The organism is Pedobacter africanus (assembly GCF_900176535.1).
Taxonomy (GTDB): Bacteria; Bacteroidota; Bacteroidia; order Sphingobacteriales; family Sphingobacteriaceae; genus Pedobacter; species Pedobacter africanus.
This window is the reverse complement of record NZ_FWXT01000001.1, coordinates 2,053,326-2,071,599: the sequence shown is the minus strand read 5'-3', so window position 1 is coordinate 2,071,599 and position 18,274 is coordinate 2,053,326. Positions and strand designations below refer to the sequence as shown.

Sequence of the window (18,274 nt, the reverse complement as noted above, 5' to 3'; positions counted from 1 at the left end):
GCTTTAATGATAAAATAATCTGATTTAGGTTTGTTTTTTTAAAACTTTGATGTATATTAGGGTACGTAACCGTAAAATGCAAAATGCTGATTATCTGGTTATTTGTAAAGGGGAATAAAATTGTTATGATAAAGATGACTGATCTGACCAAACGGCTTCTTATTACAATATCAATACTCATGCTTTGCGGAGGAAGCAGCTTTGCTTTACCAAAGCTGGCCCTGCCTGCATTGAACCCGAAAGATAGCCTTCTTTACTTCAGCGGTAAATCTGGAAAGACGGCCGCCGTCAGGAACCTGTCCGACTGGCAGCTCAAGCGTAAACAGATCATTGAAGGTATGGAGCGGGCCATGGGCAAGCTGCCCGACCGTAACCATCTGCCTGCTTTAAATGTACAGGTAACAGACAGCCTTGCAGAGCCCGATCATATCCGTTATACCATTCGTTTTACCATAGCACCTGACGAAATATTGCCTGCCTATTTGTATGTACCGCGACAGCGGGGAAAACCTGAAAAACGGCCTGCAATGCTGGTGCTGCATGGCACAAGTGCGCTGGGTAAGGGGGCGGTAAGCGGTATCGACCCAAAACCGAACCGGGCCTATGCCAAAGAACTAGCCCAAAGGGGCTATGTGGTCATCGCTCCCGATTACCCGAGTTTTGGCGATCTAAAAGACTACGATTTTGAAAATGACCGGTACCAGTCGGGAACCATGAAAGCCATTTTTAACCACATGCGCTGCATAGACCTGCTGCAATCCAGGAAGGATGTGGATCCCGACCGTATTGGTGTGATCGGGCATTCCCTGGGTGGGCACAATGCGATTTTTGCCGGGGCATTTGACGAACGGATCAAAGTGATTGTTTCCAGCTGCGGCTGGACCTTAATGGAGCATTATAACGCCGGGGACGAGGTTACCAAAAAGCATGGCGGAAAACTGGGCCCCTGGGCGCAAACGCGCTATATGCCGCTGATTAGGGATAAATACCAGCTGGATGCTGCTAAAGTGCCCTTTAATTTTGATGGGGCCATAGCGGCCCTGGCCCCAAGGCCTTTTTTCTCCAACTCCCCAACCGGAGATGCGAATTTTGATGTAAAGGGGGTGAAGGAAGGGATGGCAGGTATTGCTGCGGTTTACCGACTTTTTAAGGCGGTCGATAAGCTCCAGGTAAGGTATCCTGATGCCGGGCATGACTTCCCTCCGGAAACCAGGCTGGAAGCCTATAAATTTATAGATGCGGCACTTCATCACCAGGCTGCAACGGATAAACTACTGTTTTAATTTTTTATTGCTAATTACGGGTACGCACACGATATTTATAACAACCACAAAACTTAAAATTAAACCACATAACATGCTGAAAATTTACTTTACCACCAAAAGTCCATGGCAAATCCCCAAATGGGGATTGCTCATGGTCGTTTTACTTGCCGCACTAGTCCCGGGGCAGGTAATCGCTCAGGAATTAAAGACCATTCAAGGTACGGTTACCGAGGCCTCCAACGGGCAGCCGCTGCCAGGCGTCAGTGTAAAGGTCAGAAGTACCCAGAAGGCCGTATCTACAGACAATAAAGGGCAGTACAGCATTCAGGCCAAAAGCATTGATGTGCTGGTGTTTTCGTTTGTAGGGACAAAGAGCCAGGAGATAGCTGTAGGCTCAAAATCGACCATTAATGTAAGGCTGGAAGACGATGCAAAATCGCTCGAGGAAACCGTGATTATTGGTTATGGTTCCGTCCAAAAGAAGGACCTTACCGGATCTGTGGGCAAGGTAAATATTGAGGACATGTCAAAAGCCCCGGTAAGTTCTTTTGCAGAGGCCCTGGCAGGGCGGGTGTCTGGTGTGCAGGTTACGGCCAACGATGGGCAGCCTGGCGGGGGCATTAACATCTTCATCAGGGGAGTGGGCTCATTAACCCAAAGCTCTTCCCCTTTATATGTAATAGATGGTTTTCCGATCGAAGACCTGGACCCGGCAACCCTTAATCCCGAAGAAATTGAGTCCATGAGTATCCTGAAAGATGCTTCATCCACAGCAGTTTATGGATCCAGGGGGGCAAATGGGGTAATCCTGATCCAAACCAAACGAGGTAAAGCGGGGAAGCCTGTGGTTAGCCTCAACAGCTCGCTCGGGTTTTCAGCTACACCAAAACCAATGGAGGTCATGAGCCCATACGAGTTTGTAAAATACCAGGCAGAGCTCAATCCTACCAATGCAAATGTAACCGCTTTCTTTGCCTATGATGCTGCTTTAGGGAGGCCGAGGACGCTGGATGATTATAGAAACATGGAAGGGGTCAACTTTCAGGATTACATGCTGCGGACTGGAGCTGTACAAATCCATAACCTGGCTGTCCGCGGCGGGAACGACCAGACCCAGTATTCCATTTCAGGCTCCTATTATGATCAGAAAGGGGTGATGATCAATACCGGTCTCAACCGTTATACGGGCAGCATAAAATTAGACCAGTCTCTGGGCAGTAAAATTAAAGTCGGAATTTCCGGAACTTATAATGTGATCGACCAGAACGGGCAAGGCATCAGCAGCAGTGGCATTTCGGCATCCAATCCTACTACCTTCCTGCTGCCCAGGGCATGGATGTACCGCCCTATATCTGCCGATCCGGGAGATGATCTGCTCAATGAAACGGCAGATGATGAGGCCGTTACCACTTCTGATATCAGGATAAACCCGGTAATAGACCTGGAAAACCAGCACCAGGTTTTCAAAACCAATGTGCTCAGGGCCGACGGTTACTTCAGCTTCAACATTACCAAAGAATTGAATTTTAAGTCGACCGCCGGCATTAGCCACGACAGGCGGCTTACCGAACAATTCTACAATTCCAAAACCTCTCAGGGCAGGATTCACTCCAGCAACAGCACCAACCTGGTCAATGGTTTTATAAGAAACAACTTCCTGAACAGTTTTTCTAACGAGAATACCCTGAATTATAAAAAGACCTTCAATAAAGCGCATACCATTACCGCCCTGGCCCTGTTCTCTGTGAACAGCTTTAAATCCTCTACCAATGCCTATGGCGGCAGGCAGCTGCCCAACGAAAGCCTGGGCATAGACGGGCTCGACGAGGGGATCATATTTAACCAGGATATTGGCAGCAGCGAAAATACCATGGTTTCGTATGGTGGAAGGCTTGATTATAACTACAAGTCAAAATACATCATTACTGCGGCTTTCAGGGCCGATGGTTCGTCTAAATTTCTGAACCCCTGGGGTTATTTTCCTGCGGCTGCCTTTGCATGGAATATGCAGAATGAAAGCTTCTTTGCAAAAGCCTTGCCATTTGTGTCCACTTCCAAGCTCCGCGCCAGTTTCGGCAGTAATGGCAACAACAGGATCGGTGATTTTGCCAATTACGCAAAGCTTACACAGACATTAGATGGCTATTCTTTCAAAAATGGGATTCCAACCGGTGCTGTATACGTATCCAGCGTAGCCAATCCGGATTTGCAATGGGAAACCACTACCCAGATCGATCTGGGCTATGAAGTGGGCTTTTTAAAGGATAAAATTGCGCTTGAAGTTGGCCTGTACCGAAAAACGGTGAGCGACCTGCTCCTCAATGCGGCCCTGCCACCAACCACAGGTTTCTCTACTGCTGTAAAAAATATCGGTAAGCTGCGGAACGAAGGTCTGGAGTTTACTTTAAATACCACCAACGTTAGTACCAAAACTTTCAGCTGGAACAGCAGCCTTAACATCAGTTTCAACCGTAACAAGATCATGGAACTGACCAGGGGCCAGCAGAGCCTGCCTACCGTGGCGGCCTATGTTTCACAGTTTGGTAAGCCGCTGTACCTGGCCGAGATCGGCCGCCCCGCCGGTATGATGATCGGATACATCTGGGAAGGCAATTATCAGTATGCCGATTTTGATCAGCCTTCTCCGGGGGTGTATGTCCTGAAACCGGATGTACCTACAAATGGTGCCGTGCGGAATACCATACAACCGGGCGACATCAAGTACCGGGACCTGAACGGTGATGGTGTAATGACCGATGCAGATGTAACCTTTATTGGCCGCGGCCAGCCCATCCATATCGGCGGTTTTAACAACAACTTTACTTATAAAGGCTTCGGGCTGAACGTATTCTTCCAGTGGTCGTACGGAAACGACATTTACAATGCCAACCGGTTATTGCTTGAAGGGAACAGCAACGGTTATGCACTCATCAACCAGTTTGCCAGCTATGCCAACCGCTGGTCACCCGATAACCAGACCAATGCCAATTACCGTACACGCGGACAGGGGCCTATTGGTTTCCATTCCTCAAGGGTAGTGGAAGACGGCTCCTTCCTGCGATTAAAAACAGTAGCATTGAACTATAGTATCCCGGTAAAGTATATCAGCAAATTTTACTTAAGCGGGCTGAGCATCAATGTAGCTGCCCAGAACCTGGCTACCTGGACCAAATATTCAGGAATGGACCCGGAAGTGTCTACCCGTAACCCTATCCTTACACCGGGCTACGACTACTCTTCCTATCCTAAATCGCCTGCCGTTGTTTTCGGGCTGAAGGCAACATTCTAACCATTAAATCAGAAGTAAATGAAAAAGATATATTATTTACCCGTGCTTATTTGCCTGCTTAGCTTTGGCTCATGTAAAAAATACCTGGAAACCAAACCAACAGACTTTCTGAATCCTGATGCCTATTATGAAACAGAGGCACAGCTTGAATTTGCACGTGCTGGTGTTTACCACAATGTTGGTGCACCTCAGCTTTGGGGCTCCTGGGCAAATTACCTGCTGGGCTGGCAAGCCGATGAGGGATACATGAACAGGTTTACCTTAACCACCGGCCCGTGGAACTATTTTTATTCCTCGGCCGATTCCTATAATGCCGGTTATTGGGCCAACCTCTATAACGGCATCAACAGGGCAAATGTACTGCTGGCCAATGTGGATAAGAATCCCGCAATCAACAAAACCAAAAGAGATATCATCCGGGGCGAGGCGATGTTTCTGCGCGGATATTTCTATTTCCAGTTGGTGCAGTATTACGGTGGCGTACCTATAAAAACGACGCCTACCGCATCTGTTGTAGATGTCGATATCCCAAGGGCAAGTATAAAAGATACCTATGCGCAGATCATCAGCGACATGGAAGCTGCAGAACCACTGGTGCCTGGCATTGCAGCATTGGGCTACGGTGGGGCAATCAGCAAGTCGGCCGTACGCGGTATACTGGCCCGGGTTAACTTGCATATGGCCGGTGCCCCGCTGAACGACAAGAGCCGCTATGCCGAGGCCAGCAAATGGGCAAAAATGGTTATAGACGATACGGAAGCTGCCCATGCCTTAAACCCAAGTTATCCGCAGATATTCATCAACCTTTGTTCAGATAAATATGACGCCAAAGAAAGCATCTGGGAAGCTGAATTCTGGGGAAACAGCTCAGTCCAGAACAGCGACTTCAGTAATATCGGTTATATCAACGGTCCTACCTCAGCTGCGACCACCATTAATGGTGATGGTGTAGCCTATCTCAGCATCACCTCTAAATTTTATGATGTATTTGAACCCGGTGATAACCGCAAATGGTGGAGCATTACCCATTTTAGCTATACTGCAACAGGTAAAAATATGGGCAACCTACCCGCTACCCAGGCCGCCAAGAACACCATCAGGCCTGCAAAATGGAGAAGGGAGTTTGAAGTGGTGCAAAAAATTGGGGCCAATACGCCCAACAATGCGCCTATCCTGCGTTATACAGACGTCCTGCTGATGTATGCGGAGGCACAGAATGAGATCAATAACGGACCTACACCTGAAGCGATAAATTATGTAAACCTTGTGCGTAAACGTGCCTGGTCTACCGGTATCCGTACCATTACCGTAACCAATGGGGGTTCTGGTTATACCACCGCACCAACGGTTACTTTTTCGGCAGGTGTTGGCGGCGCAACAGCAACCGGAGTGGCTACAATCTCGGGAGGGAAAGTTACCGCAATTACCTTAAACCGCGACCTTACAGGAACCATATTTAATGTAGAGGGTAAATACAGCTCAGCTCCAACCATTACCATCACAGGGGGCGGGGGTACCGGCGCAACGGCAACTGCTACCATTTACAGTGCTACTGATGCAGAACTGAAACCTGCACAAACGGCTTCCAAGGCCGCTTTTCTGGCAGCTATACAGGACGAGCGTTTTCGTGAATTCAATTATGAAGGCTTAAGGAAAGCAGATCTGCTGCGCTGGGGGATATTTCTCCAGGTGAACCAGGATGTGGGTAACCTGCTGAGTAATGAAATCCCGGGCGATCAGGCAGTGAAGTATTTTACGAATGTCAGTGCAAAAGACCTGTTCATGCCTATACCTACCACTGAAACTACTACTAACCTGGCGATTACGCAGAATCCCGGATGGAATTAACAAAATATTCAGATAAGATGAAACTTAAACATTATATGATATTGTCGGCGGTGCTTTTAATGGCATCCTGCAGTAAAGAGCTCAAAGTAGACAATGCCCCGGGCTTTGATGTCAGCACGGCTTCAAATACCTATAAAGTAGGGCAGGAAATCAAGTTCAACATAACCGGGGGTACAGCACACATCATTTCCTTCTATTCTGGCGAAACTTTAAAAGATTATGCCTTCAGGGAAGGAAGGACTTTGAGCATCAGGGATGCCGGGGCTACACTCGAATTTCAGAACAGCGTACAGGTGGGCACACAAGCCGGTCAGCTCTCCTTTCTTTACTCCACAGATTTTAACGGAGATTACAGCAGTCTGGCCAGTGTTAAGGCCGCAACCTGGACCGATATTACTTCCCGCTTTGCCCCGCTGGCTACCAGTGCAACTTTTGTGCCCACTACCATTAGTCCGAAAGACATTTCAGACCTGATTGTACCCGGAAAGCCCATTTACTTTGCTTTTAAATATGTAACCAAGCCACAGGCTACCAATGGGCTGGCCCGGCAATGGTTCATCCAGACCTTTGCGGTGAAAAGCAAATTAAAATTAAATGGTACTACTACCCTCACCATTGCCGATCAGGTAAATGCAGGTTTCAGGATTGTTGACGAAAACAAGGAAAACGCACCCGCAAGGGCCTCAGTAACCTCAACCCGGGTTACACTGTACGGAAACGAATACCTGACCGCTGATATGCCGAGGTTTAATCCTAATGACCCTATGTATGATCCTAATGACCCCAGGTATAACCCCCGCGACCCTGCATACAACCCAACAGCAAAAATCCCGGTATATGTGCCGTTTAATGCTGCTAGCCCTTACAACGACCCGACAAGTGAGCACTGGGCCGTTAGCAAGGCCATCAATATTGAAAGTGTAAACCTGGGCCCCGACCTGTCTACGGCCCTCAAAGGAATTTCAAGCCCTAATCTGGATGCACATTTTTACACCTATACCGCACCTGGTACTTATAAAGCTGTATTTGTGGCTTCGAATAACACCATCGATGATGTTAAAGCAATTGTAAAGGAAATTACAATCACCATTACACCGTAAACCAGATTGAAGTAGGGGGGCTTTGTCTCAAACGAATAAACCCATCACAATTAACCAATAAAACAATGAAAACAAAAAGCGCTATTCCTGTTGTAGTCCATAATCTTAGGACTATTTTTAATGATCGCTGGTACGGGGAGCAGTTTTGCTTTTTATAGTATTTATACTGTGCCGGGCTTTACGACTTACAATATTGCCACAGTACCTGTTGTCTATTTGTAAGTCAAATTGAATAAAATGATGGCTTCGTCTGTAAAAGGCGAAGCCATTTTCATTTTTAACCGCACCGTTTTCTGGCCCAGGCCGGGAAAAAAGATTTATTTAAACATTCACTGGTGTTTTTGACTAAAAAATTATACTTTAGCACCAAAACGTGTACGTTACCGAAACGTGTTGTACGCATATTAAACCAGATTTAAAACCGCCCTTAGATGGAAAACAGAACAATTGGGTTTGGAATAGTAGGAACAGGTGCCATAGCCGGTATTCATGCGCAGGCCATCAAGGCCATTAAAAACGCAAAATTGCTGGGCGCCTATAGCTTAACACAAGCCAGAGTAGATGAATTTGCAAGACAATACGATTGTACAGCTTATCATTCGCTGGATGAATTGCTGCAAACAGCAGAACTGGATATTGTTTGTATCTGTACCCCATCAGGCGCGCACCTGGAACCTGCATTGAAGGCAATTGCAGCCGGTAAACACTGCCTGATTGAAAAACCAATAGAAGTGACACTGGAAAAGACCGACAGGATCATCGCGGCGGCCCGGGAAAAAAATGTAGAAGTAGCCGTAGTATTTCCAACCCGCTTTTACCAGGGCAGCCTGGATTTGAAAAAGGCGATAGGGGATGGCCGTTTCGGACAGCTGACCCTGGGTAGTGCCTATGTAAAATGGAGCCGTACACCAGCATATTATGCTTCCAACAAATGGCGGGGCACCTGGGAGCTGGACGGAGGCGGGGCACTTATGAACCAGGCCATTCACAATGTGGATATGCTGCAATGGTGTATGGGCCCTGTTGAATCCGTAATGGCCATTGCCGGTAATGCCAAGCACAAAAACATAGCCGTAGAAGATACCCTGGTGGCCATTTTAAAGTTTGCCAACGGAGGGATGGGTACCATAGAATGCTCAACAGCTGTTTATCCGGGCGCTTATAAAAAAATCGAGATCATGGGTACTGAAGGTACAGTGGTGATGGAAGACAACGACATTATCCAGTGGCAGTTCAGAGATCAGAGCGCAGAAGACGAACAGATCAACACCACCAGTGGCAGCCACAATTCCAGTGGAGGGGTGTCCGATCCAAAGTCGATCAGCTATGCCGGACACCAAAAACAAATGGAAAATATGATCGCTGCCATTTACAGCAATGGCAAATTGCTGATCGATGGGGCAGAAGGCCGCAAATCCGTAGAGATTGTGCTGGCCATTTACAAAAGTGCACAAACCGGTCAGCTGGTAAAACTTCCCCTCTAGTCTTTCAGCTGGGTATAAAAACTAAACCAAACACAAATGGAAAAAATTGATTACATCGTATTGGCCGGATATTTTCTGCTCCTCGTTTTGATGGGCATATGGGGCTATACCAAAATTAAATCCTCAGCTGATTTTTATACTGCCGGGGGCAAACTGCCCTGGTGGCTGTCGGGCATTTCGCACCACGTTTCGGGTTACAGCGGAGCGGTGTTTGTGGCTTATGCAGCCATTGCCTACAATTATGGCTTTACCCTTTACATGTGGTGGGCCCTGAGTATTGCCATTGCCATGGTAGGTACGGTATTGTTTATTGCGCCACGATGGGCACGGCTCCGGTCTAAAGCAGGCATCCAATCGCCGACCGAATACCTGGCTACCCGTTACAACCTGCCCACACAACAGGTGATGGCCTGGAGCGGGGTGATCATTAAAATATTTGATGTAGGGGCAAAATGGGCAGCTATTGGCATCTTGCTGAATGCTTTTACAGGTCTTCCTTTAGGCACCGGGATTTTAACTGCCGGACTGGTGAGTATGATCTACATTACCATGGGTGGCCTGTGGGCCGATGTGGTGAACGACCTGGCTTCCTTTCTGATCCAGTTTACAGCAGGCATTATCATGATGGTGATGGTATTGGCGCAACTGGGCGATGGCCTGAACGGCATATTTACCATGTGGGACCGCCTGCCTGCTGCACATGGGCAGCTGTACAATGGTCCATATACCCCTGCTTTTGCCATCTCATTTACAGTAATCTGTTTTTTCAGTTTTAGCGGCGGCACCTGGCACCTGGCTACCCGGTTCATTTCATCGCCGTCTGGTACCGAAGCGCGTAAGGCGGCAACGCTTTCCATGCTCATGTACCTGATCTGGCCACTGATCCTGTTCTTCCCGATGTTTGCTGCGCCGATCTTTATCAAAGACCTCGCCGATCCTACCCAATCTTATGCCATGATGGCCATGAAGTTTCTGCCGCATGGATTGATCGGTTTATTGCTGGCTTCTATGTTTGGCAATACCCTGGCCATGACAGCGGCTGATGCCAATACGATTTCTGCAGTTATTACCAGGGACATCCTTCCGGTATTGTATAAAAAGCTGAAATCCTTCGACCAGAAAAAAATGCTGGTTATAGCCAGGCTTACCACCTTCCTTTTTATCGTAACTACGCTGATCATTGCTTTTCAGTCCAAATCTTTTGGTGGGGTGTTCGGCCTCATTATTACCTGGTTCTCTGCCCTTGTTGGGCCAACTGCCATCCCAATGATCCTGGGCCTACTGCCTGCATTTAAGCACAGTGACAGCAGGGCAGCCTTATTTTCTATTTTTGGAGGGCTGATCACTTTTGCGGTAATGAAATCGTTTATGACGGTAAGTTTAACTGCAGAGCTGGCTTCGCCAATTGTTACCTCCATGATCATTTATATTGGCTGCGGCCTGCTGTTCCGGACTAAAGTTAAGCCGGAAGTAGAAGCGCTGCTCAATTCTTTAAAAGAGGACGAAGAATTGTGATTTGGTAGACTATTGAAACCCTGCAGAATATAAAAACGGCTGCCCTGAAGTTCTCAGGGCAGCCGTTTTTTTAAAGTTTGTAGCTCATTAAATGAGAGCCGCTAACGAAAAATATCCGCCCGTTGGCATAATCCCCACCCGCTTTAATCGTCGAAGGTGCGGTGGCAATCAGCTTCAGGGCATAACTTTGCGGATCGACCTGCACGATAGCACCTTTGTTAAAAAGCATGTACATTTCGCCCTTTGGTCCTTCCACAAAAATCCTTGGGCATTGCTCGGCTGTAGTCCTGCCATAGGTAGGCAGCAGATCTTCCTGGTGCAGTACCTTACGTTTTACAGGGTCAAAGACAAAAAATAGCCTTTTGTCTGCAATACCATATACCTGGCCGTTGGGCATCAGGCGCATTTCGCTGTATTCCTGCGTTCCGGGGAACAATGCGGTTTGCCATTCTACCTTCTTGCTGGCCATATCCATCAGGTAAATTACAGCTTCTGTGGCTTTCTTTTCTCCGCCCGTTCCGGGAGTAGTGGTACTGCCGCAAAGTAATTTGCCATTCTTTAAAGGCACAATGCTCATGGTCGACTGGTTTTTTACCACCTGCTCGTCGGTAAGCAATACCTTTTCTTTGGCCTTACTGTTCCAGAAGAGCAAGCCTCCGCCGGTTGCTCCGTATTGTGGGCTGCCACTCATGATCAGCGTATGCCCATCGGGGTGTGCAACCAGACGGAAGGGGCGTATAATGGTGGGGTAAACGGTGGTCAAATGAACCGGGTTGCTGGCTTTGTCTTTGGTAATGCCTTTCCAGGGCTGGTATGGATCCCATTCTATGAGGTGCCCACCGCTATAAACGCCAAAAAACACCTTGTTGTCCTGATTGGCCAGCGCATTAAACTGTCCAATGGCATAACGGTTGATCCATTTGTCCTGTTTCAGGTTGTAGTTAAAAAAACGCATGGGGAACGCAGTACCACCGGTGATGGTGCCATCTGGTGCAGCGCCTACGCCCATTACTATGGCGCCATCGCTTGAATAGTTGAAGTTTACTTCTGTTGTTTTGCCGGTTTTGGGATTGTTGGTAACCAGTATCCGGTTTACCAGGTCAAGTTCTTTGATCTGGCTGCCATCCGGAAAGGTTTTATGGAAAAGATTTTGCGTGTTGGTGATTACCGGCTTTAGCGTCTGGGTATTGTATTTTCCGCTTTTGTGGCCTTCACCCTTGTGCAATTCATAATATACGGGGTCTTTATCGCCCGGTACCTGTCCGTATACCTTACCATTCAGATCGCGGTATACCAGGGCCATACCCAGCTTGCGCTCATTTTGGGGTACTATACTTTTGGTTTCAGCTGTTTGCGGATTAAAGGCAAAAATCTGGCAGGAGGCATTGCCCAGTCCGAAATAGATCCAGCCCGCATCATCGGCCGCCATGGTTTTCTGATATTGGTACCAGTTTTCTTTGTTTACAGATTTATAGTCCTTAAATGCCCGGCTGCCCGGGTCAAAGCATACCAGTCCGCTGTTGGGATAGGTTACCGCCCAGATCTTACCCGCATCGTCCTCGGTCATGGCCATGGCCATCTGGGGAGTGGCCTTGCTGACAAAGGTGAATTTCCTTTTTACAGGATCGAACTCCACAAAGTGATCGCGGTACATGCTGTAAAACTTGTTGCCGGAGGAAAGGATAGAGGAGTAGGGAGTGTCCTGTTTGGGATCAAAGGGTACCGGGAATTCCTCACTTTTACCGGTCTGGGCATCAATCATCAGCAAGGCATAGCCACCCCTGTGATCAAACAGCCAGATCAGCAATACATTTCGGCCTTCGCCGTCGACTGTAGCGACAACACCGCGGTGATTGCTGATGGGCGAGGCCACACCATGGTCGTAAAAGCCCGAGCCCAGTTCTTTTGTTTTGGTTGCTACAGTAAAACCGCTCTTGTCGGGCAGTGCAGTAATGCTCACCGGCTGCTGTGCGTAAGCAGAGGACAGGAGCATCAGGCTGGCTGATAATAATAATTGTAATGGTTTCATTTTAGTTTGTGTTTTATGGTTACGTACACGTAAATATAAGTATACTGATTATTAAAGTGCTATGAATCTGATAAAATGTTGAATTCAGCATAAATTATTTCAATTTTATATTTTTTTGTTTCAAAAGATTTCATACCTTAGATATAATTCGGGTACGTACACTTAAATCGTACCGGCTTTACAAAACCTGGCAACCTAAACCCAATGAGATGAAAAAATCAAACTTTTCCAGAAGAAATTTTATTGCGGCTGTAACTACAACTTCAATTGCGGCTGCTTTTTCCAATGTCATTTCTGCGCAAGGCCATCTGCGCGTAAAAGACAACGGGAAACTGGCAATTCTGGGCGGCACCCCTGTCCGGACCAAAGCATGGATCAGCTGGCCCAATGTGCTGGCCGATGAGCAGGTAATCGCATCTATTGTGAACACCACCAAAAGTGGTAAATGGAGCCGTATACAGAACCTGGCCAACGGTACGGTGGCTACCTTCGAGAAAGATTTTGCCAGTTTGCTGGGGGTAAGGTTTTGTGTTGGAACAGGTTCAGGAACGCAGGCACTGAGTACCTGCGTGGAAGCGCTGGGTATTGGTCCGGGCGACGAGGTGATTACTTCTCCCTATACCGATTTCGGCACCATTTCTGCCATCATTGGCAGCAGGGCCTTGCCGGTAATGGCCGATCTGGACCCTAAATCGTATCAGCTCGATCCGGCTGACGTGGAAAGAAAGATCAATAAAAATACCAAGGCCATTATGCCGGTGCATATGATGGGCATGCCTTGCGATATGGAGCGCATCATGGCCATTGCTAAAAAACATAAACTCTTTGTCATAGAAGACGCCTGCCAGGCCAATTTTGCCCGCTATCAGGGTAAGCAGATCGGCAGTATAGGCGATCTGGGCTGTTTCAGTTTTCAGGCCAGCAAACAAATCTCCTGTGGTGAGGGTGGTGCGGTGATCGGCAACGATGAGGCCCTGATGGATAAGGTCTATACGGTACAAAATCACGGAACTGACCGCAAAGGCAAAAACGTCACCATAGGGCCTAAATACAGAATGAACGAGTTTGAAGGTGCTATTTTACTGGGGCAGCTGCCTGGAGCCAAAGATCGTTTTGCCCGTCGTAACGAGAACGCAGCCTACCTCAGCTCCAAGCTAAAAGATTTCCCGGGATTGGTGCCCCAGAAACAATACCAGGGCACTGAAAGCAGCGGCTATTACTTATATGCAATGAGTTACCATAAGGAGCATTTTAACAATGCCGACCGCAGTAAATTCCTGAAGGCAATAGGTGCCGAGGGGGTTCCTTTGAGCCCCTATATTAAAGGCCTGCATACTGAGCCCTGGGTTGAGCATATCCTGGGCTTAAAGGAATACAAGACCATGTATAGTGCCGAAAGGTTACAGCGTTTTAAACAGGATGCGGCCAATATGCCAAATACCGATCTGGTTGGCCAGGAAATGATTGTGCTGGGCGGTTCTGCCCAGCTTCTGGGTACAAAGTCTGACATGGACGATGTCATCAGGGCCATCATGAAAGTTTACGATAACCGCGATAAATTAAACACCATTCCATAATGCAGGTAAAGAAGATCATCATATTATACCTGTTGCTCGGCTGCTTTGCTTTGGACATACGGGCAGCCGTTACTCCGGTTGATTCGCTGAAACAGCAGGTGGCAGGCTTAAGCCTGAGCACCTTTGATGTGGATGCTACGCCGCCTGTAGGTTCGCATCTGACTTATGATCCTATGGTTAATTCCTGGGATCTTGGCTTAAGGGCCAAAGGTTTTGTATTGCTGGGCGCGGGTAAACCCATTGTGGTTTGTTCGGTAGATTGGATAGGGATTTCCAATGACAGTCAGGACGAGTTTAAAAAGGCAATTGCCAATGCTGCGGGTACCACACCCGATCATGTGGCGGTCCATGCCATTCACCAGCACGATGCGCCCACATCTGATTTCGGTGCAGAGAAAATCCTGCTTGCTGCGGGTATCAATCCCCGCAGTTTCGAGGGGGCTTTCTCTCGTGAACTCATCCGCCGGCTGGATATAGCTGTTAAAAATTCATTGGCACAGGCGCAACCCATTACCCATCTGGGGTTGGGGGCAGCCAGGGTATATAATGTATCTTCCAACAGGCGGATCATAGGCGCCGATGGTCTGGTTAAGGCCAGCCGTACTTCGGCCACCAAAGATTCAGCCATACGTGCGGAGCCGGAAGGTCTGATTGACCCTATGGTTTCCCTCATCAGTTTCTGGAACAAAGACAAGCCGGTGGCTGTACTCAGTTATTATGCTACGCATCCGCAAAGTTATTACCGCACTGGGGTGGCCAATCCCGATTTCCCGGGTATTGCGCGTTTTATGCGCCAACTGGCTGTGCCAGAGGCCCTGCACATTCACTTTAACGGGGCGGGGGGCAACATCACCGCAGGTAAATATAACGATGGCGCTAAAATTAACCGGATGATCCTGGCGCAAAGGCTGGCCGACGGGATGAAGCGCGCCTGGGATTCCACAAAAAAAGAACCGATTAGCGCAGCACAGGTACATTGGGCCATTGCGCCCATCAGCATCCCTTTAAAAGCTGACGTGGGTACCATGGAACAGAAGATGCGGACTGAAACGCCGGTATTCCTGGCCAATAACATGTCTAAACTGGTGCTGCTGCACAGACAGCAGGCAGGAAAAAAGATAGACCTGACTTGCCTTACACTGGGCAATGCCCGTATTCTTCATTTGCCAGGCGAACCCTTTATTGAATACCAGCTGGCCGCCAAGGCTTACCGTAAAGACCTTTTTGTGGCAGTGGCGGGCTATGGCGATTATGGCCCGGGCTATATCTGTAACGAGGAAGGTTACAAGCAAGGCGGATATGAAGCCGGACAGGCATCGGCAGCCAACCCCGAAATTGAGAAAGTATTGATGAACGCTATACACAAACTGCTAAAAAACTAACACAATGAACCACACACAAAGAAACAATTCAGAAGCCCGGCGCAGCTTCCTCAAGTCGGCCGGGGTTTTTGCAGCAGGCATGATGCTCAGTCCTTCATTGTCGGCCGCAAATAACAGCCATCCAAGCACTGCCTTGGGTGTTTCGGGCAAACCGGCCATTATGGGCGGCAGCCCGGTGCGGACCGCAGGCTGGCCTAAATGGCCGATATGGAACCCGGCAACCGACGAGAAACGGGTTACCGAAGTGCTGCGCAGCGGGGTTTGGTCGCGCGCCAATGTAGCCACAGAGTTCGAAACGGCATGGGCCAAAGCCCTGGGCGTAAAACGCAGCTTAACGGTAGTCAACGGCACTAATGCACTCATTGTAGCGCTTAACCAGTTCGATATTGGTGCGGGCGATGAGGTGATTGTTCCGCCCTATACTTTTATTGCCACCATTTCTGCGGTACTGCTGAACGGCGCCATCCCTGTTTTTGTGGATGTAGACCGCGAGACTTTTCAGATGGACCCCGATAAGATAGAAGCCAAGATCACGCCACGCACAAAGGCCATCATTCCTGTTCATATTTTAGGCTTGCCCTGCGATATGGACCGCATCATGGCCATCGCTAAAAAACATAAGCTGGTGGTGCTGGAAGATGCCTGCCAGGCCCACCTTGCAGAATACGATGGCAAAAAGCTGGGTACCATAGGCGATGCCGGATGTTTCAGTTTTCAGAACTCTAAAAACCTGCCTATAGGCGAAGCTGGGGCAATTGTGAGCAACAGCGATGTGTTTATCGACAAATGCTTCTCTTACCAGCAGTATGGCTATCCCTTTGGAACCGCTTCCGGAGGTATAGGGATTGGCAGCACGGTGCTGGGCACCAAGGTGCGTACTTCTGAGTATGCATCGGCCATAGGGCTTTCTTTGCTGCCGCGGCTGGAGCAGGAAACTGCCACACGTAACGAAAACGCAGCTTACCTGAAATCGAAGATTGAAAAAATACCGGGTATTATCCCTTATAAACTATACCCTAAAGCAAACCGCTGTGCTTTTCACCTCTTTCCGTTCAGGTACCAGAAGCAGGCCTTTAAAGGTCTGTCGCGGGATGCTTTCCTGAAAGCATTGAGGGCAGAAGGCGTGCCTTGCTCCAGTGGTTATACCCCGCTGATGGATATGTCGTTTATTAAGCAGGCTTTTGAGTCCAAAAATTTCAAAAAGATGTATAGTGCGCAGGAGTTGGATTACAATAAGTGGGCAGCCCAGAACAAATGTCCTAACAACGATATCCTTTGCAATGAAGAAGCCGTGTGGCTGTATCAGTACATGTTGCTGGGCACTAAGACTGATATGGACGATATTGCCAATGCCATCGCAAAAATCCATAAGAATGCCGATCAATTAAGTAAAGCAGGGAAATGATGAAAAGAACAATTCAGATTTTAACCTCCTTTTGCTTTATCTTTTTGAGTACAGTGCAGGCACAACAGGCCGACTGGAAAGCTGGCGTGGCGCGCATGGTGATTACCCCTAAGCAGCACATGGCCATGGCCGGTTTTGCAGTACGCACCCATCCATCGGAAGGTAAACTACACGATCTATGGGCGAAGGCCCTTGCTTTGCAGGACGCCAGCGGCAAAAAGGTGGTGCTGGTTACCAGCGACCTGCTGGGTCTGCCCAAAGCGGTGTCCGATCAGATCAGGGACCGCATCCAGAGTAAGTACGGCATCACACGTAATCAGATCATATTGAACAGCTCGCATACGCATTCAGGTCCGGTTTTGCAGAACGCCTTATCTGACATCTACCTCCTGGATGCAGCGCAGCTGGAACAGGTTAAGCAATACTCGCGCGCACTGGAAGACCATATCGTAAAACTGGTAGGTGATGCCCTGGGGAAAATGGAACCCGCCGAGGTCTATGCCCAGAACGGCGTTACCCGCTTCCAGGTAAACCGCCGTAACAATCCTGTAGCCACCCTTACCAAGGTTACCGAACTGCAAGGGCCTAACGATTTTGCGGTTCCGGTGCTAAAAGTGCTCAATAAAAAAGGCGAACTCAAGGCCATTACCTTCGGTTATGCCTGTCACCCTACCGTACTGGAAATTTACCAATGGTCTGGCGACTACGCAGGCTTTGCACAGCTGGAACTTGAAAAAGCGCACCCTGGTGCTACAGCTATGTTTTTTCAGGGGGCAGGTGCCGATCAGAACCCTTTGCCAAGGCATACCATCCCGCTGGCCAGACAATATGGCCGTGAACTGGCTGCGGCGGTAGACCGTGTGCTGGAAGAAGACATGCGCAAACTACCCGCTGCGATCACTACGGCCTATGCTGAAGTGAACCTGCCTATGGCTCCGCTGCCTTCAAAAGAAGAGCTTTCCAAAATCAGTCAAACTGCACCTGTAGCCTACCAGAAGCGCTGGGCCGAACGTATGCTGGGTAAAATGCAGAATGGTGAACAACTGTCGCGCCTGTACCCTTACCCCGTACAGGTATGGACACTGGGCGGCCTGCCGCTGGTAAGCCTGGGCGGTGAGCTGACCATAGAGTATGCTATCAAGATCAAGCAGATACTGGGACAGGATGCGTTTGTGCTGGGCTATTGCAATGATGTAATGACTTATATCCCTTCCTGCTCCATATTACAGGAGGGTGGATACGAGGGCGATGCTGCCAGGATGGTATACGGGCTGCCCGCAAAATGGGATGCCACCATTGAAACCAAGATATTAACGGAAGTGATTGCGCAATGCGAAAAAGCAGGTGCGCTTAAGATTGTTAAATAAAAAAAGCAACAAA

At 48.5% G+C, this 18,274-nt stretch carries 11 protein-coding genes; 10 read left to right on the top strand and 1 reads right to left on the bottom strand.

Features of this window, described 5'->3' with window-relative positions:
• Nucleotides 1-125: 125 nt before the first annotated feature.
• The 6 genes from B9A91_RS08600 (at nt 126) to B9A91_RS08575 (ending at nt 10,501) form a co-directional block, all read left to right on the top strand.
• The gene (locus B9A91_RS08600; RefSeq protein ID WP_235012497.1) at nt 126-1,283 is read left to right on the top strand and encodes an alpha/beta hydrolase; all 1,158 of its coding nucleotides are present in this window, start codon (nt 126-128) and stop codon (nt 1,281-1,283) included.
• Nucleotides 1,284-1,356: 73 nt separating this feature from the next.
• Nucleotides 1,357-4,554, top strand: coding sequence for a SusC/RagA family TonB-linked outer membrane protein (locus B9A91_RS08595; protein ID WP_235012496.1), 3,198 nt, complete (start codon nt 1,357-1,359; stop codon nt 4,552-4,554).
• Between the two features lie 18 nt (nt 4,555-4,572).
• On the top strand, nt 4,573-6,402 hold the full coding sequence (locus B9A91_RS08590) for a RagB/SusD family nutrient uptake outer membrane protein (RefSeq protein WP_084237941.1): 1,830 nt from the start codon (nt 4,573-4,575) through the stop codon (nt 6,400-6,402).
• A 17-nt stretch (nt 6,403-6,419) separates the two neighbouring features.
• Entirely contained in the window at nt 6,420-7,502 is a 1,083-nt protein-coding gene (locus tag B9A91_RS08585; RefSeq protein ID WP_084239636.1) for a DUF5017 domain-containing protein, read from the top strand.
• Between the two features lie 431 nt (nt 7,503-7,933).
• Nucleotides 7,934-8,986 (top strand): Gfo/Idh/MocA family protein, encoded by a 1,053-nt coding sequence (locus B9A91_RS08580; RefSeq protein ID WP_084237940.1) that lies wholly within the window; start codon nt 7,934-7,936, stop codon nt 8,984-8,986.
• Nucleotides 8,987-9,022: 36 nt separating this feature from the next.
• Nucleotides 9,023-10,501, top strand: coding sequence for a sodium:solute symporter family protein (locus B9A91_RS08575; protein ID WP_084237939.1), 1,479 nt, complete (start codon nt 9,023-9,025; stop codon nt 10,499-10,501).
• 70 nt (nt 10,502-10,571) lie between these two features.
• Here the strand turns inward: B9A91_RS08575 and B9A91_RS08570 are convergent, their stop codons facing one another.
• Entirely contained in the window at nt 10,572-12,530 is a 1,959-nt protein-coding gene (locus B9A91_RS08570; protein ID WP_084237938.1) for a hypothetical protein, read from the bottom strand.
• Between the two features lie 209 nt (nt 12,531-12,739).
• Between B9A91_RS08570 and B9A91_RS08565 the strand changes: the two genes are divergently transcribed.
• From B9A91_RS08565 to B9A91_RS08550, 4 genes are read left to right on the top strand one after another with little or no spacing between them, the layout of a single operon-like run.
• Nucleotides 12,740-14,107 (top strand): DegT/DnrJ/EryC1/StrS family aminotransferase, encoded by a 1,368-nt coding sequence (locus B9A91_RS08565; protein ID WP_084237937.1) that lies wholly within the window; start codon nt 12,740-12,742, stop codon nt 14,105-14,107.
• Nucleotides 14,107-15,489, top strand: coding sequence for a hypothetical protein (locus B9A91_RS08560; RefSeq protein ID WP_200815620.1), 1,383 nt, complete (start codon nt 14,107-14,109; stop codon nt 15,487-15,489). Before B9A91_RS08565 ends, B9A91_RS08560 begins: the two co-directional genes overlap by 1 nt.
• 4 nt (nt 15,490-15,493) lie before the next feature.
• Nucleotides 15,494-16,894 (top strand): DegT/DnrJ/EryC1/StrS family aminotransferase, encoded by a 1,401-nt coding sequence (locus B9A91_RS08555; RefSeq protein ID WP_084237936.1) that lies wholly within the window; start codon nt 15,494-15,496, stop codon nt 16,892-16,894.
• The gene (locus B9A91_RS08550; RefSeq protein WP_200815619.1) at nt 16,891-18,261 is read left to right on the top strand and encodes a neutral/alkaline non-lysosomal ceramidase N-terminal domain-containing protein; all 1,371 of its coding nucleotides are present in this window, start codon (nt 16,891-16,893) and stop codon (nt 18,259-18,261) included. Before B9A91_RS08555 ends, B9A91_RS08550 begins: the two co-directional genes overlap by 4 nt.
• Nucleotides 18,262-18,274 lie beyond the last annotated feature (13 nt).

What these genes read in the sequence shown, in the direction of transcription:
- B9A91_RS08585 (WP_084239636.1), top strand. Translation starts at nt 6,420, where the DNA reads ATGAAACTTAAACATTATATGATATTGTCGGCGGTGCTTTTAATGGCA.
- B9A91_RS08555 (WP_084237936.1), top strand. Translation starts at nt 15,494, where the DNA reads ATGAACCACACACAAAGAAACAATTCAGAAGCCCGGCGCAGCTTCCTC.
- B9A91_RS08560 (WP_200815620.1), top strand. Translation starts at nt 14,107, where the DNA reads ATGCAGGTAAAGAAGATCATCATATTATACCTGTTGCTCGGCTGCTTT.
- B9A91_RS08550 (WP_200815619.1), top strand. Translation starts at nt 16,891, where the DNA reads ATGATGAAAAGAACAATTCAGATTTTAACCTCCTTTTGCTTTATCTTT.
- B9A91_RS08600 (WP_235012497.1), top strand. Translation starts at nt 126, where the DNA reads ATGATAAAGATGACTGATCTGACCAAACGGCTTCTTATTACAATATCA.
- B9A91_RS08565 (WP_084237937.1), top strand. Translation starts at nt 12,740, where the DNA reads ATGAAAAAATCAAACTTTTCCAGAAGAAATTTTATTGCGGCTGTAACT.
- B9A91_RS08590 (WP_084237941.1), top strand. Translation starts at nt 4,573, where the DNA reads ATGAAAAAGATATATTATTTACCCGTGCTTATTTGCCTGCTTAGCTTT.
- B9A91_RS08580 (WP_084237940.1), top strand. Translation starts at nt 7,934, where the DNA reads ATGGAAAACAGAACAATTGGGTTTGGAATAGTAGGAACAGGTGCCATA.
- B9A91_RS08570 (WP_084237938.1), bottom strand. Translation starts at nt 12,530, where the DNA reads ATGAAACCATTACAATTATTATTATCAGCCAGCCTGATGCTCCTGTCC.
- B9A91_RS08595 (WP_235012496.1), top strand. Translation starts at nt 1,357, where the DNA reads ATGCTGAAAATTTACTTTACCACCAAAAGTCCATGGCAAATCCCCAAA.
- B9A91_RS08575 (WP_084237939.1), top strand. Translation starts at nt 9,023, where the DNA reads ATGGAAAAAATTGATTACATCGTATTGGCCGGATATTTTCTGCTCCTC.